The 26,110-nt window shown below is 61.7% G+C and carries 17 protein-coding genes and 1 pseudogene; 11 read left to right on the top strand and 7 right to left on the bottom strand.

Annotated elements, in window-relative coordinates:
- Window positions 1–69 precede the first annotated feature (69 nt).
- Window positions 70–888 (bottom strand): MBL fold metallo-hydrolase, encoded by an 819-nt coding sequence (locus V1290_RS16135; protein ID WP_334365329.1) that lies wholly within the window; start codon window positions 886–888, stop codon window positions 70–72.
- A gap of 208 nt (window positions 889–1,096) precedes the next feature.
- Here V1290_RS16135 and V1290_RS16130 point away from each other — a divergent pair, with 208 nt between their 5' ends.
- Complete coding sequence (locus V1290_RS16130; protein ID WP_442894175.1) at window positions 1,097–1,981, top strand: alpha/beta fold hydrolase; 885 nt, start codon at window positions 1,097–1,099, stop codon at window positions 1,979–1,981.
- A 60-nt stretch (window positions 1,982–2,041) separates the two neighbouring features.
- Here the strand turns inward: V1290_RS16130 and V1290_RS16125 are convergent, their stop codons facing one another.
- Window positions 2,042–3,565, bottom strand: coding sequence for a permease (locus V1290_RS16125; protein WP_334365327.1), 1,524 nt, complete (start codon window positions 3,563–3,565; stop codon window positions 2,042–2,044).
- Window positions 3,562–4,314, bottom strand: coding sequence for an ABC transporter ATP-binding protein (locus V1290_RS16120; protein ID WP_334365326.1), 753 nt, complete (start codon window positions 4,312–4,314; stop codon window positions 3,562–3,564). The genes V1290_RS16125 and V1290_RS16120 overlap by 4 nt, the downstream gene beginning before the upstream one ends.
- A gap of 288 nt (window positions 4,315–4,602) precedes the next feature.
- On the opposite strand from V1290_RS16120, the gene V1290_RS16115 reads away from it, so the two are divergent.
- The 6 genes from V1290_RS16115 to V1290_RS16090 all read left to right on the top strand — a co-directional run bounded on the left by V1290_RS16115 (window position 4,603) and on the right by V1290_RS16090 (window position 11,498).
- On the top strand, window positions 4,603–5,478 hold the full coding sequence (locus tag V1290_RS16115; RefSeq protein ID WP_334365325.1) for a branched-chain amino acid ABC transporter permease: 876 nt from the start codon (window positions 4,603–4,605) through the stop codon (window positions 5,476–5,478).
- Window positions 5,478–6,629 (top strand): branched-chain amino acid ABC transporter permease, encoded by a 1,152-nt coding sequence (locus tag V1290_RS16110; protein WP_334365324.1) that lies wholly within the window; start codon window positions 5,478–5,480, stop codon window positions 6,627–6,629. Before V1290_RS16115 ends, V1290_RS16110 begins: the two co-directional genes overlap by 1 nt.
- Window positions 6,626–7,384, top strand: a complete 759-nt coding sequence (locus tag V1290_RS16105) for an ABC transporter ATP-binding protein (RefSeq protein ID WP_028351788.1) — start codon at window positions 6,626–6,628, stop codon at window positions 7,382–7,384. Before V1290_RS16110 ends, V1290_RS16105 begins: the two co-directional genes overlap by 4 nt.
- Window positions 7,385–7,394: 10 nt before the next feature.
- On the top strand, window positions 7,395–8,174 hold the full coding sequence (locus tag V1290_RS16100) for an ABC transporter ATP-binding protein (RefSeq protein WP_334365323.1): 780 nt from the start codon (window positions 7,395–7,397) through the stop codon (window positions 8,172–8,174).
- 195 nt (window positions 8,175–8,369) lie between these two features.
- Window positions 8,370–10,208, top strand: a complete 1,839-nt coding sequence (locus V1290_RS16095) for an AMP-dependent synthetase/ligase (protein WP_334365322.1) — start codon at window positions 8,370–8,372, stop codon at window positions 10,206–10,208.
- A 90-nt stretch (window positions 10,209–10,298) separates the two neighbouring features.
- Entirely contained in the window at window positions 10,299–11,498 is a 1,200-nt protein-coding gene (locus V1290_RS16090) for an ABC transporter substrate-binding protein (protein ID WP_334365321.1), read from the top strand.
- Between the two features lie 180 nt (window positions 11,499–11,678).
- Here V1290_RS16090 and V1290_RS16085 read toward each other — a convergent pair whose 3' ends face one another.
- Together V1290_RS16085 and V1290_RS16080 are read right to left on the bottom strand one after the other, a co-directional pair.
- Entirely contained in the window at window positions 11,679–12,617 is a 939-nt protein-coding gene (locus V1290_RS16085) for an AraC family transcriptional regulator (RefSeq protein WP_334365320.1), read from the bottom strand.
- Window positions 12,618–13,059: 442 nt separating this feature from the next.
- Window positions 13,060–13,344, bottom strand: a complete 285-nt coding sequence (locus V1290_RS16080; RefSeq protein ID WP_334365319.1) for a hypothetical protein — start codon at window positions 13,342–13,344, stop codon at window positions 13,060–13,062.
- A gap of 57 nt (window positions 13,345–13,401) precedes the next feature.
- Between V1290_RS16080 and V1290_RS16075 the strand changes: the two genes are divergently transcribed.
- Both V1290_RS16075 and V1290_RS16070 read left to right on the top strand, forming a co-directional pair.
- Window positions 13,402–13,749, top strand: coding sequence for a PilZ domain-containing protein (locus V1290_RS16075; protein WP_334365318.1), 348 nt, complete (start codon window positions 13,402–13,404; stop codon window positions 13,747–13,749).
- Between the two features lie 277 nt (window positions 13,750–14,026).
- Window positions 14,027–15,077 (top strand): annotated as a pseudogene (locus V1290_RS16070) (HD-GYP domain-containing protein).
- A gap of 130 nt (window positions 15,078–15,207) precedes the next feature.
- On the opposite strand, the gene V1290_RS16065 reads toward V1290_RS16070, so the two are convergent.
- Window positions 15,208–17,388: a PQQ-dependent dehydrogenase, methanol/ethanol family gene (locus tag V1290_RS16065; RefSeq protein ID WP_334365317.1), complete on the bottom strand. Its 2,181-nt coding sequence runs from the start codon at window positions 17,386–17,388 to the stop codon at window positions 15,208–15,210.
- A gap of 249 nt (window positions 17,389–17,637) precedes the next feature.
- Window positions 17,638–18,441, bottom strand: coding sequence for a transglutaminase-like cysteine peptidase (locus tag V1290_RS16060; RefSeq protein ID WP_334365316.1), 804 nt, complete (start codon window positions 18,439–18,441; stop codon window positions 17,638–17,640).
- 671 nt (window positions 18,442–19,112) lie between these two features.
- On the opposite strand from V1290_RS16060, the gene V1290_RS16055 reads away from it, so the two are divergent.
- Both V1290_RS16055 and V1290_RS16050 read left to right on the top strand, forming a co-directional pair.
- On the top strand, window positions 19,113–23,771 hold the full coding sequence (locus V1290_RS16055) for a VCBS domain-containing protein (protein ID WP_334365315.1): 4,659 nt from the start codon (window positions 19,113–19,115) through the stop codon (window positions 23,769–23,771).
- Window positions 23,772–23,860: 89 nt separating this feature from the next.
- Window positions 23,861–26,086 (top strand): CHASE2 domain-containing protein, encoded by a 2,226-nt coding sequence (locus V1290_RS16050; protein WP_334365314.1) that lies wholly within the window; start codon window positions 23,861–23,863, stop codon window positions 26,084–26,086.
- The last annotated feature ends 24 nt before the right edge of the window (window positions 26,087–26,110 follow it).

Here is a 26,110-nt window from a genome sequence, read left to right as displayed (position 1 = left end):
TTGCGTGCCAACGGATCGCGCGAATGCGCGCCCGGTTGGCTTGCAATGACGGCGTTACTAGCGATGCGCCTACACGCCCTCCAGAATGATCACCGTCGGCGTGCCCGGCAGCGTGTCGCGCGAAATCTTCAAGGTTCGCTCGCTCCGCTGATCGATCTGGAATTGCTGCCCGATCAGACGCATGAATTCGTCGAGCGGAGTGGCGAAGCGATGCATCGGCAGCACGATGGAGGAACGCAGCCGCCGGGTGATCTCGGAAACGCCGTCGAGCGACATCGTATAGGTGCCGTCGATCGGCACCATCACGATGTCGAGCCGGCCGATCGCCGCAAAATGCGTCTCGTCGAGTTTGTGGTGCAGATGTCCGAGATGGCCGATGCAGAGGCCGGCGACTTCGAAGATGAAGATCGAGTTGCCGTCCTTGATCATGCCGCCGCTGGAGCCCTCGCCATAGTAGCGGCGGATGTCGGTCGGCACGTTGCGGATATGGACGTCGCCGACGCGCGTTGAGATATGCGCCGCCTGTCCATTCTCGCCCCAGCCATGCAACACGTGCGCAATCTTCGGGTCAGGGAACAACGTGTAATGCGTCGAGTGCGCGCGGTTCATGGTAACGACATCAGGCAGGCGGCCGGTCCGGTAGGCGCCGTTGAAGTCGGTCGCGATCCGCACGCCGTCGGGCGTGTCGATGTAGTAGGTGGAATGTCCGACATAGGTAATCGCGACCTCTTCCACCTTGGCGGCGGTGCGGCGCAGGCTGACCGGAACGGCGCGTGGCGGCGCATTAGCCATCGCGAGGCATTCGCTGCGTAAAGGCTGCTGTTGGGCGGCCGCCGGGACGATCAGCGAACCGAGGAAGGCGAGGGCGACAGCAAGGGATCGCAACATGGCATGACCCGTCAGCGGTGAAGGCCGTGAGCGACACTGTATCGCCGAATTCGGGAGAGGTCATGGCATTCGCGCACGGCAGCGCGCCGGATTTGCTTCATCGGGGCCGGGCTATGACATATTGTAAGAAACAACCTGGGAGTTCGCCGTGACTGAAGAACCCGCCGCCCCGGCCTCGCGTGCCCCGTCATCGAAGCGGCTGGAGCCGCTGCGGCAGGTCGATGCCGGCCCGCTCAGCATCGCCTATTACGAGGCGGGCCCGGCGGATGGCCCCGCCGTGATGCTGATGCATGGCTTTCCCTACGACATTCATTCCTATGTCGACGTCGCGCCGCAGCTGGCTGCCCAGGGCTGCCGTGTCATCGCTCCCTATCTGCGCGGCTATGGTCCGACCCGGTTTCGCGATGCCGCAACGCCGCGCTCGGGCGAACAGGCGGCGGTCGGCGCGGACATGATGGCGCTGATGGAGGCGCTCGGCATCCAGCGCGCGGTGTTCGCCGGCTACGACTGGGGTGGCCGCGCGGCCTGCGTCGGCGCGGCGCTATGGCCGGAGCGTTGCCTCGGGCTCGTCTGCGTCAATTCCTATCTGATCCAGGATATTGCCAACGCCATGGTGCCGATGCGCGGCGAACGCGAGGTGGCGCTGTGGTACCAGTATTACTTCCAGCTCGAGCGCGGCCGCGCCGGCCTTGCCGCCAACCGGCGCGAGATCGCCCGAATATTGTGGACGCAGTGGTCGCCGAACTGGTCGTTCGACGATGCCTGCTTCGAGCGGACTGCAATGGCCCACGACAATCCCGATTACGTCGATGTGGTGATCCACAGCTATCGCCACCGCTTCGGTCTGGCCGAAGGCGATCCGCAATATGCCGACATCCAGCGCCGGCTGGCGGCACTTCCTCCCATCACCGTGCCGTCAATCACGCTGGATGGCGCCGACGATGGCGTGGCCCCCGCAACCGATGGCACCGCCAGCGCACCGAAATTCACCGGCCGCCGCGTCCATCGCGTGGTGCCGCGCGTCGGGCACAATCTGCCGCAGGAAGCGCCGGAGGCGTTTGCGGCGGCTGTGATGGAGCTGGTTCGCCGATAAGTCGACTTCGCCGCGGTATATAACGCAACCGTGAGATGCTAGCACATTGGTGGAGGCCGCTCAGCCCCGCCGCGGGCTGATCTTCCATGTCGCAGCCAGAATACCGGCGGTCAGCGCGCCGCTGATCACGGCGGCAACTGGAATGGTGGCGGCGAGAGCTGACGTCGCAGCCCAGCCGATCGAGCAGAAGGCTTCCGCGAAGGTCGCCAGTCGCGACGAGGTCTGGCGGCGGCGGAACTGGGTGCGTTTGGCCTGCACGCGGAACCAGAGCTGGATCGCGGCGGCGGAGACGGTCGCGATAATGACGCCGAGCGCGGTGACGATCGCCTGCGTCAAGGAAGCAAACGCAAGGGCTGCGATCAGCGGCGTGAAGATGGCGCCGATGGCGATCAGCACCACTTCGACCTTGGCGCGGATCATGCGCGAGGGCGGCAGCGGTGTGGTTGCGACCAGGTCGGCGGCATCTTCTCCTGAGATCGTCAGCCATGCGAGGCCACCGGCAAGCTGGCCCGCCGCCATCACGATCACGGACGTGATCAGCACGATCGCGTCAGAGCTATCGGAAAAGCTTCGCCACAGCATCAGGGCTGGCGGCACCAGATAGAGCAGTTGCATCAGGCTTTGCGACAGCAGCCATGGGTCGCGCCGCAGCAGCAGGAACTCCTTGGTGCGTAGCGCCCGTTGCCGCGAGCCGCCGCGAAATGCAGTAGCGTGCGGCCCGCGACGGACAGCGCGCGTGGTTGCGGCGACGCGGACGACGGTATCGGCAAATCGCGGCGAAAAGACCGCCATCACCGCGCCGAGCAGCAGGAGCCCGCCGGCCATGAGCCATGACAGCACCATGCCGTCGCCGATCGCCGCGCGCGCCGGCCACCACAGCGGACTGTCGAGATCAGGCGCATTGGCTGAAGCGGCATCGGAGGTCAGCACGGCGAAGCGTGACAACGTACCGTAGGAAAGAATGGCCGCGACCTGGAGCGCGATGACGAAGCCGGCGCCGATGACGGCGGCCACGATCTGTGCGACGAGGCGGGTACGGCTCGGGCCGATCAGCCTGAACAGCAGCACGGTGATCGCGATCGCTACCGCTGCAGCCGAAAGGCCGATGGCGACGACGACGCCGAACGCCGAGAGCCAGCGCGCGCCGCCGCCGATCACGAGAACGTCGACAAAGGGCGTCGACAGCAGCAGCGCCATTCCGATGACGGACAGCGCGATCGCCGCGATCCGCACCGAGAACACGTTGGCGAGGTTGGCCGGTGACGACATCAGGAGGTCGAGATCGGCGCGGGCGTAAAACACCCGCGTCACGGATTCGATCGCCTGCGACAGCATCAATGCCCAGGCGAGAAAGATCGTCGCGGTGATGACGATCAGTTCGGGCTTGCCTAGCGGCGCCTGCAAATCGGCAAAGCGGCCGATCACGGCATAGGCTGGCAGGTGCATGATGGCGGCGAACCCGACCAGGACGATGATCGCGCGCTTTCGCTTTCCCCGGCTGCCGGTCATCATGGCCAGCCATTCGCGCCAGGCCAGCCGGATTTCGTGCCGGGCAAACCAGGTGAGCGCCGCGGCCGAACTCATGCGGCTGCCGCCCCGGCGTCGACGAGCGCGATGAACATGTCTTCGAGGCTGGTGTCGCCGCGACCATTCTGCTGGCGCAGCTCGCTGAGCGTACCCTCGGCCACCAGCCGTCCCGCGGCGATGACGCCGATCCGGTCGGCCATCCGCTCGGCGACTTCGAGAATATGCGTCGTCATGATCACGGTGCAGCCGGAGCGGACGCGCTCCTGCAGCAATCCCTTGACGTGACGCGCCGACAGCGCATCTAACCCGGTCAGCGGCTCGTCCAGGATGATCAGCCGGGGATCGTGAACCAGTGCGCCGGCGAGCGCCACCTTCTGCCGCATGCCCTTGGAAAATCCCTCGCAGCGTTCGTGCAGATGCGGCTCCAGTCCGAGCGACGCCAGAAGCTGGTGAGCGGAAGTTTCGGAAGTTGCGGGATCGATGCCCCACAGGCCGGCGACGAATTCGAGATATTCCAGCGGCGTTAGCTTGTCGTAGATCATCGGCTCGTCGGAAACCCAGGCCATGATCTGCTTGGCGGCGACGGGATCGGCAAGCGCATCGATGCCCAATATGGATACAGAGCCGGCGTCGGGCTTAAGCAGACCGGCGACCATGCGCAAGGTCGTGGTCTTGCCGGCGCCGTTGGGGCCGAGCAGGGCATAGAACTCGCCGGTGCGAACGGTGAGATCGAGCGCATCGACCGCCGGGCGGTCAAAACGCTTCGTTAACCCTCGCACCTCGAGCGCCGATACATCCGCTTTCATGATTTCGGAACGATCCAGTTGTTCGTCGCGGACCATGAACCGAAGAACTTTCGGCGCGGTGAATCTGGTGGACCAAATCGCGCCGACCCCGCAACTTCCCGGGGCTGCGGCATTTCTCCGCAATTGTTAACGGCGCCGCTCGCAGCGCTTTGTTGACAGCGGTCGGCGCTTTGGGCTCAATGCGACGGGACATATGCGGCTGCAGGCATCGTGGATGCGGGGCAGCGTGTAGACACAAGATGCGAAAGAGGCGATCGACAGAATCGCCCGGCATCGGGGAGGGAAATGATGCTGGACTTCGTTCAGCAGCTCGTGAGTGGCATCGCGCTCGGCTGCGTCTATGGCCTGATCGCGCTCGGTTTCGTGCTCATTTACAAGGCAACCGAGGTCGTCAATTTCGCCCAGGGCGATTTGATGATGCTGGGCGGATTCTTCGCCTTCACATTCATCGGCATGCTTGGTCTCAATTACTGGCTCGGATTCGCCGGTGCCGTCATCGCCATGGCCCTGTTCGGCATGTTGGCCGAACGCGTCGTCGTGCGCCCGATTCTCGGTTATCCGCAGTTTTCCATCATCATGGCAACGATCGGGCTCGGATACTTCCTGCGCTCGATCGTCGGCATGATCTGGGGCACCGACGATTTCAAGATCGAAACGCCGTTCAGCGACGGTGTGCTGCGAATCGGCTCGTTGGTGCTCGCATACGACAAGCTGTCGGTGATCGCCGCCACCATCATCCTCTGCGCGCTGCTGTACCTATTCTTCAACCGTACCACGCTCGGCACCGCGATGCGCGCCAGTTCGGAGAACATGCTGGCTGCCTACTACATGGGCATTCCGGTCAAGCGCGTGGTGTCGATCGTGTGGGCGATCGCTGCGGCGGTCGCGACCGCAGCCGGCGTGCTGTTGGCGCCGATCACTTTCATTCACTCCAATGTCGGACTGGTGCTGGGTCTGAAAGCATTTCCCGCCGCCGTGCTCGGCGGTTTCGGCTCGATCCCCGGCGCCGTGGTCGGAGGCGTGCTGATCGGCGTGATCGAGAGCATGGCCGGCTTCTACCTGCCGCAGGGCTGGAAAGACGTCGCTCCCTACATCGTCCTTCTGGTGGTGCTGCTGCTCAAGCCCGAAGGCCTGTTCGGTGTTCACATGCGGAAGAAGGTCTAATGCGTTTTCTCTTCAAGACGGATTACGAAGACGACATCAAACTGTTTCCGCACAGCGGCTACGTCGTCTCCTACGGTATCCTGCTGGCGTTTCTCCTGATCGCGCCGTTTGTGCTTTCCAGCTACCTCGTCAGCCAACTGGTGTTCGTCTGTATCTATGCGACGGTGGGCGTGGGACTGATGATTCTCACCGGCTTCACCGGGCAGGCCTCACTCGGGCACGCCGCCTTTCTGGCGATCGGCGCCTACACGGCGGCCTATCTGCAGCAGTTCAACGTGCCGTTTCCGGTCTATTTCCTGGCCGGCGGCCTGTTGACCGGCGTGGTCGGCGCGCTGGTCGGATTCCCGGCGCTGCGGCTGACGGGCATCTATCTCGTCATCGCGACAATTTCCTTCGCCTTCATCGTTGAAGAGGTGCTGGCGCGTTGGGAAAGCGTAACCCACGGCAACGAGGGCATGCGGGTCAAGACGCTGAGCCTGTTCGGGCAGGCAGTGCCGCAAAACGGCCCGACCTTCTACTATCTCTGTCTTGCCGTACTGATCCTCACCATCGTCGGCACGCTCAATCTGCTGCGCTCGCCGACAGGACGCGCCTTCGTCGCGATACGCGACAGCGAAACCGCGGCGCGCAGCATGGGCGTCAACGTGTCGCTCTACAAGGTGAAGTCGTTTGCGATCAGCGCGGCGATCACAGGCCTCGCCGGCGTGCTGTTCGCGCACAAGCTCTCCTTCATCTCGCCGGAAATGTTCACGCTGCAGCTCTCGATCGAGTTCATCATCGTGATCCTGATCGGCGGCGCCTTCAGCCTGCACGGCGCGGTGCTAGGTGCAATCTTTCTGGTCATGATCGATCCGTTCCTGACGTACCTGAAGGACGACCTGCCCGGCATCATCGCCGGCATCGCAGCGACCTTTGGCACCGACAGCATTGCGGCGGGCAAAATTCACGACAATGTCGCCGCCATTGCGTCCGCCAATGGCTTGAAGGGCGCCATCTACGGGGTGATCATCGTGCTGTTCGTGCTGTTCGAGCCGCTCGGTCTCTACGGCCGCTGGCTGAAGATAAAACTCTTCTTCCAGCTCTTCCCGCTCTACAAGCGCGCTACCTTCAAACGCCAGAAGATCTACGTGAAATCGGAGCGGAACCGATGAGCTATTTCCGTGCCGAAAATCTCTCTCTGCACTTCGGCGGCCTCAAAGCTGTCGATTCCGTCAGCTTCGCTGTGGAGAAGGGCGAGATACTCTCGATCATCGGCCCGAACGGCGCCGGCAAGAGTTCAATCTTCAACCTGATCTCGCGGATTTATCCACCGACCTCGGGCAGGATCTTCTTCGAGGACCAGGATATTACCAATCAGCCGGCCTACGATATCGCAGGCCTCGGCATCGCCCGCACCTTCCAGAACATCGAATTGTTCGAGAATGCGACCATGCTGAGCAATCTCCTGGTCGGCCGGCACCGCCACTCCACCACGCGGCTCTGGCAGGAACTGTTGTTCCTGCCGAGCGTGCGCGCCGGCGAAAAGATGCATCGCCGCCGCGTCGAGCAGGTGATCGAATTCCTCGATCTCGAAGCCTATCGCGACAAGCTGATCTCGGGGCTGCCTTACGGGGTCCGCAAGGTGATCGAGCTGGCGCGCGCGCTGTGCTCCGAGCCGAAGCTGATCCTGCTGGACGAGCCGTCCTCCGGGCTCAATGTCGAGGAGACCGAGGACATGTCGTTCTGGATCCGCGACATGAAGACCGAGCTTGGCATCACCGTCTTGATGGTCGAGCACGACATGACTCTGGTCAACCGCGTCTCCGACCGTGTGATTGCGCTTAACTACGGCCGCGTGCTGGCAATGGGCTCGCCGTCCGAGGTGCAGCGCCATCCCGACGTCGTCGCCGCCTATCTCGGCGCATGAGGATGATGCCATGAGCGCTTCCGACATCATTCTCAAGCTCAGCAATATCGAGAGCTATTACGGGCCGATCATGGCCATCCGCGGCATCAGCCTCGAGGTGCCGCGCGGCCGCATCGTCACCCTGCTCGGCGCCAACGGCGCCGGCAAGACCACGGTGCTCAAGACCATCTCCGGCATTCTCGATCCGCAAAAAGGCTCGATCGAGTTTCTGGGCAAGCCGATCCAGCGCATGGAAGCCGACAAGATCGTCCGGCTGGGCTTGAGCCACGTGCCGGAGGGGCGCGAGGTGTTTCCATTCCTCTCGGTACGCGAAAATCTGATGATGGGCGCCTATCCGCGCAAGGATCGGGCCGGCGTCGCCGAGGATCTCGATCGCGTCTACGGCTATTTCCCGCGGCTGAGGGAACGCATCAACCAGCCGGCCGGGCAACTTTCCGGCGGCGAGCAGCAGATGCTGGCGATCGGGCGGGCGCTGATGAACCGTCCGACCCTACTACTTTTGGACGAGCCCTCGCTCGGGCTGTCGCCGATCTTGGTGAAAGAGATCTTCACCATCATCAAGCGCGTCAACGAGGAGCAGGGCATGTCGATCCTGCTGGTCGAGCAGAACGCCAAGGTAGCGCTGGAGACCGCGCATTACGGCTACGTGCTGGAAATCGGCCGAGTCGTGATGAACGACACCTGTGAGCGGCTGATGAGTTCAAAGGACATCCAGGAATTCTATCTCGGTGCCAAGGAAGAGGGCGCCCGCGGCGAGCGGCGCTGGAAAAAGAAGAAGACGTGGCGTTAGAAGACTTGGCGTTAGAAGACTTGGCGTTAGAAGATCTGGCGTCAGAAGATCTGGCGTCAGAAGATCTGGCGTTAACCGTCGCAGTCAAAAGCATGGCGTTAAGAACGAGTTAGAGCTAAATTCGAGCCTGCTTCGAAAACCAAGACCGGTTCGAACACCGGCACCGGAGGCAGGCGACAGAGGGAGGAGATGCGCATGGCCAGACCGGCAGTGCTGACGGTCGCCGACACGATCGCGAAGAGCTTCTTGCTGTCCGTGGAAACACGCGGCGACCGGCCGGCGATCCGCGAAAAGAAGTTCGGCATCTGGCAGCCGACCAGTTGGCGCGAATGGCTGCAGATATCCAAGGACGTGGCCTATGGTCTGCATGCCAGCGGGTTCCGGCCCGGGGACGTCGCCTCGATCATCGCCAACGCCGTGCCGGAATGGGTCTATGCCGACATGGGCATCCTCTGCGCCGGCGGCGTTTCATCCGGCATCTACCCGACCGACTCCTCGTCGCAGGTTGAATATTTGATCAACGATTCTTCGACCAAGGTGATCTTCGCCGAGGACGAGGAACAGCTCGACAAGATACTCGCCTGCCGTTCGCGTTGCCCGACGCTGCAGAAGATCGTCGTGTTCGACATGGAAGGCCTGACCGGTTTCAGCGACCCTATGGTGTTGTCGCTGGCCGAGTTCATGGCGCTCGGTCGCAACCATGCGCTGGGCAACGAGGGGCTGTGGGACGAGATGATCGGAAGCCGCAGCGCAGGCGATCTCGCCATCCTGGTCTACACCTCGGGCACCACCGGCCCACCCAAGGGCGCCATGCATTCCAACCGCAGCGTGACGCACCAGATGCGCCACGCCAATGACCTGTTTCCGTCGACCGACAACGAGGAACGGCTGGTGTTCCTGCCGCTCTGCCACGTCGCCGAGCGGATCGGCGGCTATTACGTCTCGCTGGCGCTGGGATCGGTGATGAATTTCGCCGAGAGCCCGGAGACCGTGCCGGACAATCTGCGCGAGGTGCAGCCGACCGCCTTCCTCGCGGTGCCGAGAATTTGGGAAAAGTTCTATTCCGGAATCACGATCGCGCTGAAGGATGCGACCACGTTCCAGAACTGGATGTACCGCAACGCGCTCGCCATCGGCAATCGGATGACCGAGTACAAGCTGCAGGGCGATACGCCGCCACTGTCCTTGCGGCTGGCCAACCGCGCCGCCTATTGGCTGGTGTTCCGCAACATCCGCCGCATGCTCGGGCTCGACCGGTGCCGGCTGGCCTTTACCGGCGCGGCCCCGATCGCGCCGGACCTGATCCGCTGGTATCTCGCGCTCGGCCTCGACATGCGCGAAGTCTACGGCCAGACCGAGAATTGCGGCGTCGCGACCATCATGCCGCCCGATCGCATCAAGCTCGGGTCGGTCGGCAAGGCCGCGCCGTGGGGCGAGGTTGCGATATCGCCGCAGGGCGAAATCCTGATCCGTGGCGACTTCCTGTTCATGGGCTATCTGAACCAGCCGGAGAAGACCGCCGAGACCATCGACGCCAAGGGATGGCTGCACACCGGCGACGTCGGCTCGATCGACAATGAAGGCTTCGTCAAGATCACTGACCGGATGAAGGACATCATCATCACCTCGGGCGGCAAGAACATCACGCCGTCGGAGATCGAGAACCAGCTAAAATTCTCGCCCTATGTCTCGGATGCCGTGGTGATCGGCGACAAGCGGCCGTATTTGACCTGCCTCGTCATGATCGACCAGGAGAATGTCGAGAAATACGCGCAGGACCACAATATTCCCTTCACCAATTATGCCAGCCTGTGCCGTGCGCAGGAGATCCAGGACTTGATCCAGCGCGAGATCGAGGCGGTCAACGCCAACTTCGCGCGCGTCGAAACCATCAAGAAGTTCTACCTCATCGAGCGTCAGTTGACTCCCGAGGACGAGGAGCTGACGCCGACCATGAAGCTGAAGCGCAGCTTCGTGAACAAGCGCTACGCCGCCGAGATCGACGCCATGTATCGCGAACGGGCGGTGGCGTAGGCGAACATTTGGAACCAAGTATTTGAAAACGGCGAAGGACTGAGAAGGCCCACCCTTCGCGCAACACGGGCCAAGGAAGAGGAGACTGCAATGTCGAAATCGTTCAAGGTGCTGGGCCTTGCGGTGAGCGCCCTTGCGCTGACCCAATTGCCGGCCGCAGCCCAAACCAAGGTTACCGATCAAGGCATCTCGGCCAATGAGATCGTCATCGGTACCCATCAGGACCTGTCCGGTCCGATCAAGGTCTGGGGCGTGCCGGTATCCAACGGCATGAAGATGGCAGCCGAAGAGATCAATACTGCCGGCGGCATCCACGGCCGCAAGATCAAGCTGATCATCGAAGACAGCGGCTACGATCCGAAGCGCGCCGTGCTGGCCTCGCAGAAGATGGTCGAGCGCGACAAGGTCTTCGCCATGGTCGGCCCGATGGGATCGCCCACCGTGCTCGCCGCGCAGGACATCCTGTTCGACGCCGGTGTCATGCAGCTCTTCCCGCTGACAGCGGCCGAATTCACCTTCAAGTTCGATCCGGCGAAGCCGCAGGAGAGACTGAAGTTCAACAACCTGTTGCCTTACGTCGAGAGCACCCGCGCCGCCGTCAAGTACATGCTGGAGACCAAGGGTTTCAAGAAGCCCTGTATCCTGCATCAGGACGACGAGTACGGGAAGAACGTGCTTGACGGCTTCACGCAGCAGGTCAAGGCGATGAAGCTGGAGCCGGCCTCTGTCACCAGCTACAAGCGCGGCGCTTCCGACTTCAGTGCGCAGATCGCCAAGATGAAGTCCGACGGCTGCGATGTCGTCGTGCTCGGCACGGTGATCCGCGAAACCATCGGCGCGATGGGCGAGGCCAAGAAGCTTGGTTGGGACGTCACCTTCCTCGGTGCGACGCCGACTAACGTTTTGGAAGTGCCGGCGCTCGGCAAGGACGCGGTGGAAGGCCTCTACGCGGCTTCCGGTTTCGAAATTCCGTACGAAGACACCGCCAAGGGCAAGGTCAAGGACTGGCTAGCCAACTACAAGAAGATGTTCGGCTCGGACGCCAACACCCAGGCGATCATCGGCTACAACGCCATGATGACGTTTGCGTTCTACGCCGAGAAGGCTGGCAAGGACCTGACCGGCCAGAAGATGATGAGCGCGCTGGAGTCAGGCGAGCAGTTCCGCGACATCTTCAACTCGCCGCCGACCAAGTTCTCAAAGACCGACCATCTGGCCAACACGATTACCCAGGTTCAGCAGATCAAGAACGGCCGCTGGGTGCTGGTCAAGGAAGGCCTGATGTTCTGAGCGGCGCTTTGCTCTAACGACAGGGATTCACGTGAAAGGGGGCTGCGCGAGAAGATCGCGCAGCCCTTATCTTTTGCCGGTGAAGCATGGCGCGCTACACCCTGACCTGCAGTTCTGCTCGCGCGGCTGCAGAACCACTCAGGGCCGGCGGCGGCCGGTACTGAGTACCTCATGCCGGCTTCATCGCTGAAGCGATTTGGGCAGGGTTTCTGAGGGCGACTCGCCAAATTGCAAGCGATAGCTCCTGGCGAAATCGCCGAGGTGCCAAAAGCCGCAGGCAAGTGCGCACGCCTTGACGCTGCCCGTCCCTGCCAGCAATCGCTGGCGCGCGAGCCATAGCCTTCTGATGCGTAGATATCGATGGAGGTTCATTCCCTGGTATCGCTGAACCGCATCGTGCATAGTTCGCACCGAGACACCGACATGTCTCGCAAGTTCTCCGCTGTAGACCGGCCGCCCGATGCTACCGGACAATACTGCCTGGATGTCTCGAAAAATCTTGAAATGCCTGATGGAGTTCGCACGAGACGCCCATTCTGCATCGACAACATTGGCGAACGCGGCATCGATGGCGGCAACCAGCGACTCACGCATCGCAGAGGAAACCTCGCTCACTTCGGAGGCGTCGAAACCCGAGGTGTTTGATAAGATCTGCCTCACCAGCTCGCGGAGCCGATGGTGCGCTGATACGCTCGTTTCAAACACCTTCCAATTCGGGCCCGCCTGGGGCCATCCACGATCTTGCATTTCCTGCGTGAAGATAACCGATGTGTACTGCCGTTCGGCCCGTTCGACCGTGGTGTATGCAGCACCATTACTTCCGATCGCAATGGCCGACCGATCTCTTTCGACCCCGTTGAAGCGAATGGGTACACCGTCGTCCATCGAAAATCCGACGGCGGTGCAATTTGGGGCAAGTTGGCCTTCCACAATTCGGGGGAAGGACCGAGTGGAATTGATGTCGCAGCCCGGCAGATTCAGGATGATTTGCGCAGCCGAGATTTTCCGCACAAGCGGGGTGAATTCCACGGCCAGATTTCGTACAGAACTTCGAAACTGATCAATGTCGCTGAAGCGAAATGCTTTTGGCGCGAGTGTTGGCAGAGCGTCGCTGTTCATCAGGTAGTAGGCGTCCCCGGTAACGACATGATGAGCATATCATTGACGCCAGAACGGAGTTTGACTTTGATCAACTTCTGACCCCCGGAGCATTACGGATCGAGCTTCTGACCCCCGGAGTATTACGGGTCGAGCTGGCTTGGCGGAAAACAACAGCCTCAGCGGTTCGCCTCGGGCCTGCCGAATTTCGACATCTTTTCCGTCGAATTTTCGGTGCCAAGCCACCAATCCTGCCGAATAGATAACCGCGCATTAAGAACGATGGCGTGGAATTCAACACATGCGCGGGCAACAGCGGATCGGCGCAGCTCCGGTTTGTCATGGCCTGCGCAAAGCTAGTCAAGGCTGGGCTGCCCCAGTGGTATGCTTGTGCGTGGCATGTCGGTTTCATTTTACTTTTTGATCGCTTCAGACGAATTGCGACACTCAAATGTCTACGGTCCTAGAGTCCCATCAGCCTCACCAGCGGAAACCTCGACCAGGCTCCGTGCGTGAGAGACCATTTGACGTTCTGACCAACGCCGCCGCGCTGCTGTCGAGCATTGAAGGTGTGCAAATTCACCAAACGGAGGATTTGCGCCGCGCCATCCTCATTCTTGATCTCGCAAACATGTGCATCCAATTTTTCATCAGGCAGATCGGGAGTGGGGCGGCCAGAGAACATTTGCTCGCGCAGTCCGCGAGGATCGATCAGCTCATCGAAGCCGCGCGTGGTGAGGCCGCTCATCTCCGAGCTCCAAAATTGCTTTAGTTAAACTTGGTGCCTCTATTCCGGGGGATTGCAATGAGGTGGAATAATCGAAAGGCAGCCCGCGTTCACTTTGAATGCAAGCATCTCGTTAACATCATGGGTGTCGATGGGACATGGCGACGAAGTTGCACTCTTCTCGACGTTTCTGCTAGCGGCGCCAAGCTTGAGGTGGAGGGCTCTACCGACGTACTCAAGACACAGGAATTTTTCCTGGTTCTGTCCTCCACCGGTATGGCGTTTCGCCGGTGCGAGTTGGTTTGGGTCAACGGGGCACAGGCAGGCGTTCGATTCCGCACGGAGAAGGGGAAAGGGCACTCGGGCAAGAATGATCGTCTTGCTGGTGCGCATCAAGTCAGTATTGCAGGGCTGGACCTTGGATGACCAGCGATCTCACATGCAGCTAGTCTCTTCGCGAACGATCTCCTTCATCGAAGTCCCCTCCCTCGCAGTTTTTGAGGCCAAGGAAGCTCTGTTTTATGACGAGGGTAAGGCTTCCTTCTCTACCTCTCCGGCGGAGAGGTATCATCAACCGCAAAAGAGCGAGTCGTGTTCCTGGAATTGCGGGAGGCGCTGATATGGTTGAACGAGCCCCCTGAGGATCGGGGTTCGTTTTGGGCCTGAAGACGCGCAAGTAAGTCGCTCAACGGAGACGGCCCTCATGCTTGTGCATGTTCTGGCTGATGATGCTGCCAAGTTGTCCGACCTTTGCGGCATCCTTGACCGCAGATGTCGCGTGGCAGCGGAACGGCTTGATGTCGACGCAAATCTCTCGCAGGCGCCTCACGCGGTGGTTGTCTGCGCCGATCTACGTGTCGTCAGAAACATCGCGGCGCTCAAGAAGAGGAGTGTCCGCATGGCCAAGGTCCCAAAGCGTATATTCCTTGTCGAAGAACCATCTCACGTCTGCATCTCGCAGGCCTATGCCCTAGGAGCGACGCTCGTTGTACCGAGCACAATCAACCAGTCCAAATTGCTCGCTGCATTAGCCGATCCGGCCGACCCGGAACGCGCCTCTCCACCCGGGGCGCCGCAGCAAGACAACGCGGTTGAGGTCGCGGCTGCCGCCATTGGATCGATGTTCACCGCGGCGTCGTTAGGCGAGCCGATAGATGTGATCGGGACGAAAGAAGCTGGCAGGAAAATCGCCGATCGCATCACAGAGCGCGGGCTCACTGAATGGCTCACAACTGTGCGGCGCCATCACGAGGGGGACCTACCAGCACTGCCTCCTCGTAACCGGCGTGGCCATTGACTTTGGGCTCAGCCTGGGACTGCGGAGAACCGATCTTGAGCGGCTGCACTCTGCCGCCATGTTTCATGATATCGGCAAAGCAACCATCCCGCTGGCGATCCTGGACAAGCCCGGACGGCTGGACGCCGAGGAGCGCGCACTTATCGAGAGCCATCCGGTGGCTGGATACGATTTTCTCAAAGCCCAGACAGGTATTTCCGCCGAGATCCTGGATGCTGTCCGGCATCATCACGAGTATCTCGATGGCAGCGGATATCCGGATGCGCTCTGTGCCGAGAGTATCCCCGATATCGTTCGCGTGCTGACCATTTCCGATATCTTCGCCGCGCTGATTGAGCATCGGCACTACAAGCCCACCATGCCCCGGGCGGAGGCCTACGGCATTCTGTCCAGGATGCAGGGAAAGTTGGAAAGGGCCCTCGTGGCGGCGTTCAAGGAGGTCGCACTGAGCAGGTAGCCCGAGCGAAAAGAGCAATCCATCCCGTCATTCCGGATGGTCCGAAGAACCGGACCTCAGATGCGCAACTGCGCATCTGAGAATCTCGAGATCCCGGGTTCGCGCTGGCGCGCGCCCCGGTCGGTCGTCGTCACTTCGGCCTTGTCGCGTCGGCGGTACCCTGGATAAAGGCCTGGATCTTCACCACGTCGGCTTCGGTCAGCTTGCCGGTGAAGTCGGGCATGCCCTGATCGTGGAACGGGCCCTTGAACACGAAGTTCTTCAGGTTCTCGATGGTCTCCTTGGAGACGTAGCCGAGGTTCCTGACATTGCCGCCCTTGTCGACGCCGGGCACGCCATGGCATTGCGCGCAGGCGGTGACATAGAGCGCAGTGCCTTCGGGAACGTCGTTCGGATCGTACTTGACGCCGGCGAGCAGGCCTTCGGTCTGGTACTTCACGAAGGCCGGCGGTGGCGCTTTGCCATCGATCGCGAAGGTATAGACCGTGCCAGGGCTCTGCAGTTCGGTGGCGCGGGCGGCAATTCCGAACACACCGCCCCAGCCGACCGCGATTGAGACATACTGCTTGCCGTCGACCAGATAGGTCGAGGCGGCTGCAACCACGCCGGTACCGACCGGCGTCTCCCAGAGCGTTTCGCCCGTCGTGGCGTTGTAGGCGATGAAGCGGCCGTCCGCCGTGCCCTGGAAAACGAGGTTGCCCGCGGTGGTGAGCGTGCCGCCGTTCCACGGCGCTACGTATTCCGCGCGCCAGGCTTCCTTCTGCTTCACCGGATCCCAGGCGATCAGGCGGCCGAACGGCGCGCTCTTCGGCGGCGTCGCGTTGAGCATGAAGCCAAGGTTCCAGCCCGCCGCAGAAGCGAATTTGCCGGGCTCCTGCGCGTTGTGCTTGAACGCCGTTTCCGGCGTGAGGTTCACCGGAATGTTCTGCGCCGGCAGATAGACGAGCCCGGTCTGCGGATTGAACGACATCGGATGCCAGTTATGGGCGCCGTACGGGCCCGGGATGCTGTCATACTGTTCCCTCCCGCGCGCCTCCTTCACCTCGATCGGCCGGCCGTTGGCGTCGTAGCCGGTCGCCCAGTTCACATCAACGAAGTTCTTGGCCGAGATGAACTTGCCGTTGGTGCGGTCGACGACGAAGAAGAAGCCGTTCTTCGGCGCGTGCAGGATCACCTTGCGCGGCGTGCCATCGATGGTGAGGTCGGCGAGGATCATCGGCTGGGTGGAGGTGTAGTCCCAGTGGTCGCCGGGCGTCTCCTGATAGTGCCAGACGTATTTTCCGGTGTCGGCGTTCAGCGCGACCAGCGAGGCCAGATAGAGGTTGTCGCCGCCGGATGGGCTGCGCACATCCCGATTCCACGGTGAGCCGTTGCCGGTGCCGATATAGACGAGGTTGAGGTCCGGATCGAAGGTGATGGTATCCCACGCCGTTCCGCCGCCGCCGTTGATCCAGTATTTACCGGCGGGGTCCCAGGTCTTGGCGGCAGCCGCCATTGATTCATCTTCGAACGGTTTTGACGGATCGCCCGGCACCGTGAACCAGCGCCAGGCCTGATTGCCGGTTTCGGCGTCGTAAGCGGTGACGTAGCCGCGGGCGCCGTATTCCGCGCCGCCATTGCCGATCACGACCTTGCCGTTGAACACGCGCGGCGCGCCGGTGATGGTGTAGGAATGCTCCTTGTCGATCAGCGTGTCCTTTTCCCAGACCACTTTGCCGGTGACGGCATCGAGCGCGATCAGCCGCCCGTCATAGGCGCCGACGAACACCTTGCCTTTCCAGAGCGCGACGCCGCGATTGACCACGTCGCAGCAGCCTTTGTAGCCCTTTGTGCGATCGACCTTCGGATCGTACGTCCAGAGCCGCTTGCCGGTGCGGGCATCGATGGCGTGCACCACGCTCCAGGACGCGGTCTGATACATGACGCCGTCGACAACGACCGGCGTCGCCTCGACGCCGCGGGAGGATTCCAGCGGATAGCTCCACACCAGTCCGAGCTTCTTCACGTTGTCGGCGTTGATCTGGTTGAGCTTGGAAAAGCGCGTCTCGGCGTAATCGAGGCCGATGGTCGGCCAGTCGCTCGAGGTCGCGGTGTTGGCCTTGATCGATGCGCCGTCGACCGCCGAGGTGACCGCCTTGATGTGCTCGGGCGATCCCTTGGCGGGTGTCTGCGCAGGGGCTGTGCTGCAGCCCAGCGTCAGGCCCAGCCCGATTGCGATCACGGCCTGCGCAAGGCGCGCCGGCCGACGGGAAGTAACGGCAATTTCAGGAAATAAAAGGCAAGCGGAATCAACGCGCGGCAAACGTGTCATCTCATTCCCTCCCAGTGATCTCTAGCGGATCTGGTGGAATGCTATGCCGGTGAGAAGGATCGCGTCAATCAACGCGATGCGCGAAACGAAAAAGAGAAAATTTGTCTCGCATGTTTTTGCGCGAGCGTTTTCACCGAACGAATGCAAGCTGGCATACCGGCTGCAGCGCACCATTGGCCGTGAGGCAGGAAAGATCAGATAAGGAAAGCAGATTGTTGCCCGCCGTCGCCGCGCAACAATTGCGCGCGGTCATTCCATTGGCACGTTCGAATGACCGGTCGGCGGAGCGGCCAGAGAGCTCAAGACAAGCGGAGCCGCAATCATATTGCCCGAGGCGTCGGCGAGCAGCGGAGCATCGGCATATCGCATCACGCCGTGCTGACCGATGACGAATGTCGGCTGAAAGTTTCTAACGTCGGCGTCCTCGACCATCGCCATGCGGCGGTTATCGAGCGTCAACCAGCGCCCCTCCAGCCGCGCGGCAGCCACCGCATGGTCCTCGCCGCGGATGGTATCGTGCAGTACCACGATCCTGAGATCGTCGGGCGCGAGGCCGGCGCGGCGCAAGGCCATGAATTTCGCGATCGCATAATCCTCGCAGTCGCCGCCGCCGCGCGCGAGCGTTGCGAGCGGTGGCGTCCAGACGTCGATCTGGCCGTGCTCGGCGAGATCGCTCATCGGCCGGATGGCGAGATTGACGGCGCGGTTGATTTCGCCGAGCCGCGCGCGGCCTTCGCGCAAGCGCGCGGCGTCGACAATGTCGAGGAATTTCAGCGCGGCCGGAGACACGCAGCCGTCACGGTCACCTTCGCAGAGCGCAAGCTGCACCATTTCGTCGTCGAGCCGGCGCTGCACGCCAAGCCATTTGTCGCGCAGTCCGCCGCTGGCGAGGGAAGATGCGGCAAGTCCGAACGGCTCGGCCGACCGCTGGATCATCTCCACCGGCGCGGATGGCTCGCCCGTCTCCGCGCGCAGGTCGACAGGCCCGAACCAGGCCAGGCCGCACGCGACGATGCCCGCGCGCCATGCGCGCGCGTAGACTGACAACCCCATCTGACACCCCTTGTCCGGGCATCGGCGGGCTTGCTCTGCCTGCTCGTACCCGGATCATTTCAGAACGGGCAGGATGGGCAACGGCGCTTTTGATCCGTTTAAAACGAGGGGAGGCCTATCGGAAGTTTGCGAAGGAGCGTGAACGTGGCCTTGCCGGTTTGCAGAGGATTTTATCGATCCACTCAGATCGGCGCTCATCGGGGCCGCTCAGCTATCCGAGACAGGAGGCGGACACGGCGCAAAAGTTTACGGTTGCGGAAGGGTCACAGGTCACCGAATTAACCTTACCCGCGGGATCGCTCGGTGCGCGATTGCAACCTGTCCCGGACGCCTTGAAGGCGATGACGGCTTCGAATGGATCCGCGAGGTGATCAGTCTTAAGGCGACTAGGAAGCGGCATTCGCTGCGCTGCGGCAGAGATAAATGATTATGACTGCTTATCTTTATGCCGCGGCAGGCCGTGCTCATTTTTCGATCAGCCCGAGTAAGTTCCGGCCTTTTCCTTGCCACACTTTCGCCGGACACTTTTTCCGGACCTTTTCGGTCCTGTTGCCGACATACCCCATATCGAGGGTATTCGCGGCATGCCTGCTTTTGTGTTCCTTACCTGCGTGGTATGAAAACCCCGCAGGGAAATTTCATACTTCTTAACCATTTAGATTGGTGTTCCATTGAACTACGCCGGCAAATTCGGATCGGGCGCCCTCGACCCTTTTTCCGGCGCGGATATTGGCTCTGGGTCTCTGCTGTCATCGCACGGCCATCTTCCGTCTTCCGGCAAGTTCAATGTCGACAAAGTTTCGACACATGCACCGTCCGACGCCATAATTATTTCTGATGCTGATCTGCTCTTCAGCGGCGACTTCAAGCGATCGGGCATCGATCTGATCCTCAGCAGCGGCGACCGCGAGCTCGTGCTGCGCGATTACTTCAAGGGCGAGAAGCGCGCTGCGCTGGCCTCGCCCGATGGCGCCCATCTTACCGGCGACATCGTCAACGCGCTGAGCGGGCACACCCAGTTCGCGCAAGCTGACGGCAGCGCCAGCGTCGCGCCACCTGTGATCGGGCATGTCACCAAGCTGACGGGCAATGCGACCGCGATCCGCAACGGCGTCTCGATTATCCTGAACCAGGGCGAAACCGTCCATAAGGGCGACGTCGTCCAGTCCGGCTCCGATTCGACACTTGGTATCACCTTCATCGACGGCAGCGTGTTCGGTCTCGCATCGAATGCCAGGATGGTGCTGAACGAAATGGTCTACGACACCAACGGGTCGGACAACAAGTCGCTGCTTAGCCTGGTGCAGGGCACGATCTCGTTCGTCGCCGGCGCCACCGCCAAGAAAGGCGACATGAAGGTCGACACCCCGGTCGCGACCATGGGCATCCGCGGCACCGCTGTGCTGGTCGAGATCGACTTCGAAGTGCCCGGCTCGGGTATCGCGCCGCCGGCGAAATTCCAGGTGCTGGTCGAGCCCGACGGCACCACCGGCTCCTACATCCTGTTCGACAAGACCACGCTGACGCCGATCGCGACCGTCAACCGGGCCGGCACGCAGACGATCGTCAGCGGCCAAGGCACGGTCAGCTTTCAATCGTCGGTGCAGCTATCGCCCGACGCGCAGAAGATCATCAGCGACGTGTTCTCGCTGAAGTTCACCGACCTGAACAATCCGAACACCAAGCTCACTACCAATTTTACCGATTCGATCGTTCCGGAAACATTGTTCGTCAAGCTGACCGGCGGGGAGTTCATTCCCGTGACGCTTCAGCTACTCAACATCCCGCGCGGGGCTACTCCCCCCGTGGATCCGGGGCCGCCCCCCAGGCTCGTACATATTCCGGGGCCGCCGCGGGCCGAGGCGTTCGGCGGCGCGGCTACCGAACGAATCGATGTGACCGCGAGCTCCGCGCTCGACAGCATCTCGGGTATCGTCAACTATATCGACGTCAACGTCGGCGACACTCCGAGCGTCAGTACGCAGTTTTCTTCCTTCGTCTATCAGGACGCGCAGGGCGCCGACGTCACCACCACGCTGACGGCGCAGCAACTGGCTGCGATCAAGGCGGTCGAAGTGCCGCTGTCCGTGATGCAGGATCCCAACGGCAAGAACATCGGTACGGCGACCTGGACCTACAACGTCGCCGACGGCGCGTTCGACTTCCTCGCCACCGGCGAGACGCTGAAGCTGACCTACATGGCGCGGGTCGACAACAATTTTGCGCCGAACAACGAGACGACGTTTGTGCCGTTTACGATCGTCATCACCGGCACCAACGACAAGCCGACGATCTCCTCGATCGGGGGCGAGATCACGGAGCGGATCGGCACCGGCAATACGACGATCGATACCGTGTCCGGCACCGTTACCTTCGGCGATGTCGACCTGACCGATCGTCCCGTCGTCAGCGTGGCGATCTCCACGACCGATCCGTTCCGCTACTACGACGCAGCGGGCAACGACATCACCGCGACGCTGACGCCGGAACAGTTGGCGGCGATCCTGGCCGTCGAGGTGCCGCTCGGCGTGGTGCAGGCTCCCGGAAACAGCAACAACGGCACGGCAACCTGGACCTACAGCATCGAGGATAACAAGTTCGATTTTATCGCCAAGGGCGAGACGCTGGTGCTCAACTACGTCGCCCAGGTCGATGACGGCCATGGCGGCGTCGTTACGACGTCGATCACGGTCTCGATCGACGGCGCGGATGTCGCCGTCTCCGGTACCAACGACATTCCGACCATCGAGGTGACGAACGCTGCGTTCCCCGAGCTGGTGAATCCCAGCCAGCCGAATCCGACCGGATCCCCGGCGCTTCATACGGTATCGGGCACGATCAGCTTCACCGACGTCGACCTGACCGATCGTCCGGTGGCGAGCGCCGCCTTTGCTTCCTACACCTATCAGAGCGCAGCCGACGCCAGTCTCACGCTCACGGCCGGGCAACTCGACGCGGTCGATGCGGCGCTGACGGTGGCGCAGGCGGCCGGCAACACAAACAACGGTTCGGCGAGCTGGACCTACAGCGTCGCCGATAGCGCGTTCGATTTTCTCGCAGATGGCGAAGTCCTGACGCTGACCTACACCGCGACCGTCAATGACGGTCACGGCGGGATCATCAACAGGCCGCTCACCGTGACCGTGACAGGCGCTAACGATACGGCCGTCATCGCCAGCAGTCCACAATCCGCAGCAATTTTGGAGATCGCCGACACCTCTGGCTCGGCGACGCCGGATCACGCCAACGGCGCGATCACATTCACCGATGTCGACTGGACCGATACGCATGCCGTCACGATTACCAATGTGGTCGCAACCGGCACCCAGACGGATCTAATCGACTACAACACCCAGTTCGGCTGGCTTTCGCTGGGCGCGTTAACCGATTCCACGGGCGGCGCGACCGGTTCCCAGAACTGGACCTTCTCGGCCCCGGATCATTATTTCGACTATCTCGCTGACGGCGAGGCCATCACGCTCACCTACACGGTGCAGGTTGACGACCACCACGGCGGCGTCACCACCAAAGACGTGGTCATTACCGTCAACGGCGCCAATGATGACCCCGTGGTTACCACAACCAACGGCACCTTTACCGAAATGGCCGGCACCGGCAGCGCCACGATGGACCACGCCGGCGGCAGCATCACCTTTGCCGATCTCGATCTCAGCGACCGGCCGGACGTATCCGCGTCATACGCCGGCTACACCTACAAGGCTGCGGACGGCACCACCGATCTGCTGCTGACCGCACAGCAGCAAGACGACATCGGGGTCGCCCTGACGCTGACACCGGTTCTCGGCAACACCAACAATGGTTCGGTGAATTGGTCCTATGACGTGGCCGACAGCCAGTTCGATTTCCTCGCTTATGGCGAAACGCTGACGCTGACCTACGCCGCCAAGGTCAATGACCATCATGGCGGCGTTGTCACCACGCCGGTCACCGTCACTATCATCGGCTCCAATGACGCGCCGACGCTGGACGCCGAGATCGCGGGCGAGCTCACCGACAGCGCGGCGAATGACGGTTTTGGCAATCTCGCGGGGACGCTGACCGGGCACGATGTCGATCACGATGAGACCGCCTCGCTGAGCTATGCTGCGCTCGACGGATCCAGTGCGGTGAACACCGCGGTCGCCGGCCTCTACGGTTCGCTCACGGTGAATGTCGACGGCACCTACACCTACGTTGCCAATGCCGCCGCGATCAACGCGCTACACGAAGGCAGCCATACCGATATGTTTACGGTGCAAACGTCCGACGTGCACGGCACCGTCAGCACCGCCATTCTCACCGTCGATGTGAACGGCGCCAACGACGCGCCGACATTGACTGCGGAAATCGCGGGCAAACTCACCGATACCGCGGCCGGTGACAGTTTCGCCGATCTTACGGGCACGCTGGATGGCAATGACCGCGACAGCGACGACACCGCCTCGCTGCGTTATGCTGCGCTCGACGGATCCAGTGCGGTGAACACCGCGGTCGCCGGCCTCTACGGTTGGCTCACGGTGCACGCCGACGGCAGCTACGTCTATGTGCCCAATGCTGCCGCCATCGATGCGCTGCTGGCAGGCAGTTATACGGATACCTTCGCGGTGCAGACCATCGATGTGCACGGTGCTGTCGGCACTGCGACGCTGACGGTGGAAGTGGAGGGAGCGAACGATGCGCCCGTAATCGGAACCGATGTCGTCGTCACAGAGGATGTTGATGAAACGACGACTTTTTCGGGCCTTTACGTCACGGATGTCGATGCTACCGGATCCACCACCTTTGCGATGTCAGCGACGACCGGTGCCAGCCCGGTAACTAGTGTGACGCCGGCAAATGGCAGCGACCTTGATTTTGAGGAAATCAACACGGTGCTGGACAGCGGTATCGCCTACATGCACGACGCTGCCGAACCGCAGACCGACATAGTCACGCTCACGGTTGCCGATAGTTTTGGCGGCGCCGATACGGTCAATTTCATTTTCAACCACGCTGGAACGGGCCCGGAAGTGATCTTGAACGGCACGTCCGGCAAGGACGTCATTTTTGCGACCGGGTATGCCGATACGTTTGTCTTCACGCCGGAAGACGACCCGAGTGCCGATACGATTATGGACTTCGTGGTCGGCGAGGACCATATCGATCTCCGTGCGTTCGCCCAGTTCGTGAACGCCGAGAACATCACTGCGTGGCTTGCAAATCCAGTCCATGTGACGACCAGCGGCGATGACAAGCTGATCACGCTCGATACTGGCGACACCATCACCTTGAAGGGGCTTGCCACCGCGGGTCTCCATGCGAGCGACTTCATCGTGTCGCCGCATCACTAATATGGCGCTTCGCCACCCGTGCTAACTCAGGGATTTCGATGCCATCTTCTGGCTTGTCTGGCGCCGTCAGTTAGCCAACAATCGAAGCCATGAAGCTCCGCGCTCTACCGAGGTGGTTCAAGCGGCGCGTCGGCTACGCCCGGCTGCTGTGCCTTGCGCTGCTGATCGGGTTTGCCTGGCTGCGCATTGCCGACCCGGCGCCGGTCGAGGAAATTCGTATCAGGACTTTTGACGCTTTCCAGCGCATCGACCCGCGCAAGAAAACGGCAAGGCCGGTTACCATCGTCGATATCGACGAGAAGAGCCAGGAAAAACTCGGGCAGTGGCCGTGGCCGCGCACCCGGCTTGCTGACCTCATCAACGAACTGACCCAGCTCGGCGCGGTCGTGATCGCGTTCGACGCGGTGTTTTCGGAGCCCGACCGTCTCAACCCTGCCTTGGCGGCAGATACTTTCCGCAATCTCGACGAGGAAACCCGCGCCAGGCTGCGCGCGCTGCCCAGCAACGACCAGGTCTTTGCCGACGCCATCAAGGCTTCTCGCGTCGTGCTCGGCGAATCCGGCCTGCCGGAGGAAGTCACGGCGCTCGACAAGACGCTGCCGGTCACGGGGCTTGCGATGTTGGGCGAGGAGCCGCAGCGCTTCATGTTCGATTTCCCCGGCCTGTTGCGCAACGTGCCGGTGCTGGAGCACGCCGCCGCCGGGCGGGGCCTGTTCACGATCAAGCCCGAACGCGACGGCATCATCCGGCGAGTGCCGATGATCATGCAGGCGCAGGGCCAGACCTTGCCGTCGCTCACGTTCGAGATGCTGCGGGTCGCCAGCGGTTCGGGCACGATCCTGATCAAGGCCGAAAAGGCCGGCATCAAAAGCATCGGCGTCAAGGGGTTTCAGATTCCAACCGACCGTAATGGCCAGATCTGGGTTCATTATGCCCGCAACGATGCCTCCATCTATGTCCCCGCGATCAATGTGCTGGAGAAAAATGTCGCGCCCGACATGATTGCGGGCAAGCTGGTGCTGATCGGCACCTCGGCGGTCGGCCTCAATGACATCAAGACCACTCCGGTATCGCGCGCCATGCCCGGTGTGGAGATCCACGCCCAGGTGCTCGAGACCACCTTGACCGGCGAGGTGATCTCGACGCCGATCTACGGCATCGCCGTCGAGTTCGCGACCGCGCTTCTGTTCGGGCTTCTGGTGATCGCGTTTGCGCCGCTGTTCGGACCGGTCACGCTGGTTGCCCTCGGTGCGGCGTTTGCCACCGCCCTGATCGGAACGTCGGTGTATTTCTACGCGCAGCATCGGCTGCTGATCGATTTCACCTATCCCCTGATGTCGACCACGTCGATCTATCTGACGCTGATCTTTGCGAGCTTCGTGCGCGAGCAGGCGCAGCGGCGGCAAATCCGCTCCGCCTTCGGCCAGTATCTGTCGCCGGCCTTGGTCGAACAGCTCGCGCAGTCGCCGGAAAAGCTGGTGCTTGGCGGCGAGGAGCGCGAGATGACCATCATGTTCTCCGACATGCGCGGCTTCACCTCGATCTCGGAGACCTACAAGAACGACCCGCAGGGCCTCACGGCGCTGATGAACCGTTTCCTGACGCCGTTGACCAACGCCATCCTCGACCGCAAGGGCACCATCGACAAATACATGGGCGACGCCATCATGGCGTTCTGGAATGCGCCGCTGGATGACAAGGACCACGAGCTCAATGCCTGCGAAGCCGCGCTCGACATGCTGGACCGCGTCGACGAGCTCAACCAGGCGCGCGAGCAGGAGGCCAAGCAAGAGGGACGTCCGTTCATCCCGCTCAATGCCGGCATCGGGCTCAATACCGGCGTCTGCGTGGTCGGGAACATGGGTTCCGACCAGCGCTTCGATTATTCGGTGTTCGGCGACAGCGTCAATCTCGCCTCGCGCCTCGAAGGGCAGTCGAAGGAATATGGTTTTCCTATCATTGTCGGCTCCAAGACCGCGCTCGCGGTCAAGGACAAGTTCGCCATTCTCGAGCTCGACTTCATCATGGTGAAAGGCAAGAAGGAGCCGGAGGTGATCTACGCCATCGCTGGCCGCGAGGACACCGCGCAGTCCGGCCGCTTCCAGCGCCTGCGCAACCTGACGATCGAGATGCTCGCCTGCTATCGCAACCGCGACTGGGACGGCGCGCTGGCGGTCATAGCCCGCGGCCGCAAGACCGACGAGGCAAACGCGCTGGAGCTGCTCTACAATCTCTACGAAGCGCGCATCCGCGGCTATCTCGAAAATCCGCCACCGGAAGACTGGAACGGCGCCTTCGCGCTGCTGACGAAGTGACGCGCGGAAGAGTGTAGGATGGTG

The organism is Bradyrhizobium sp. AZCC 1578, from assembly GCF_036924675.1.
GTDB lineage: Bacteria > Pseudomonadota > Alphaproteobacteria > Rhizobiales > Xanthobacteraceae > Bradyrhizobium.
Note: the sequence above shows the minus strand (reverse complement) of the source record. Positions and strands in the feature narration are given on the sequence as shown.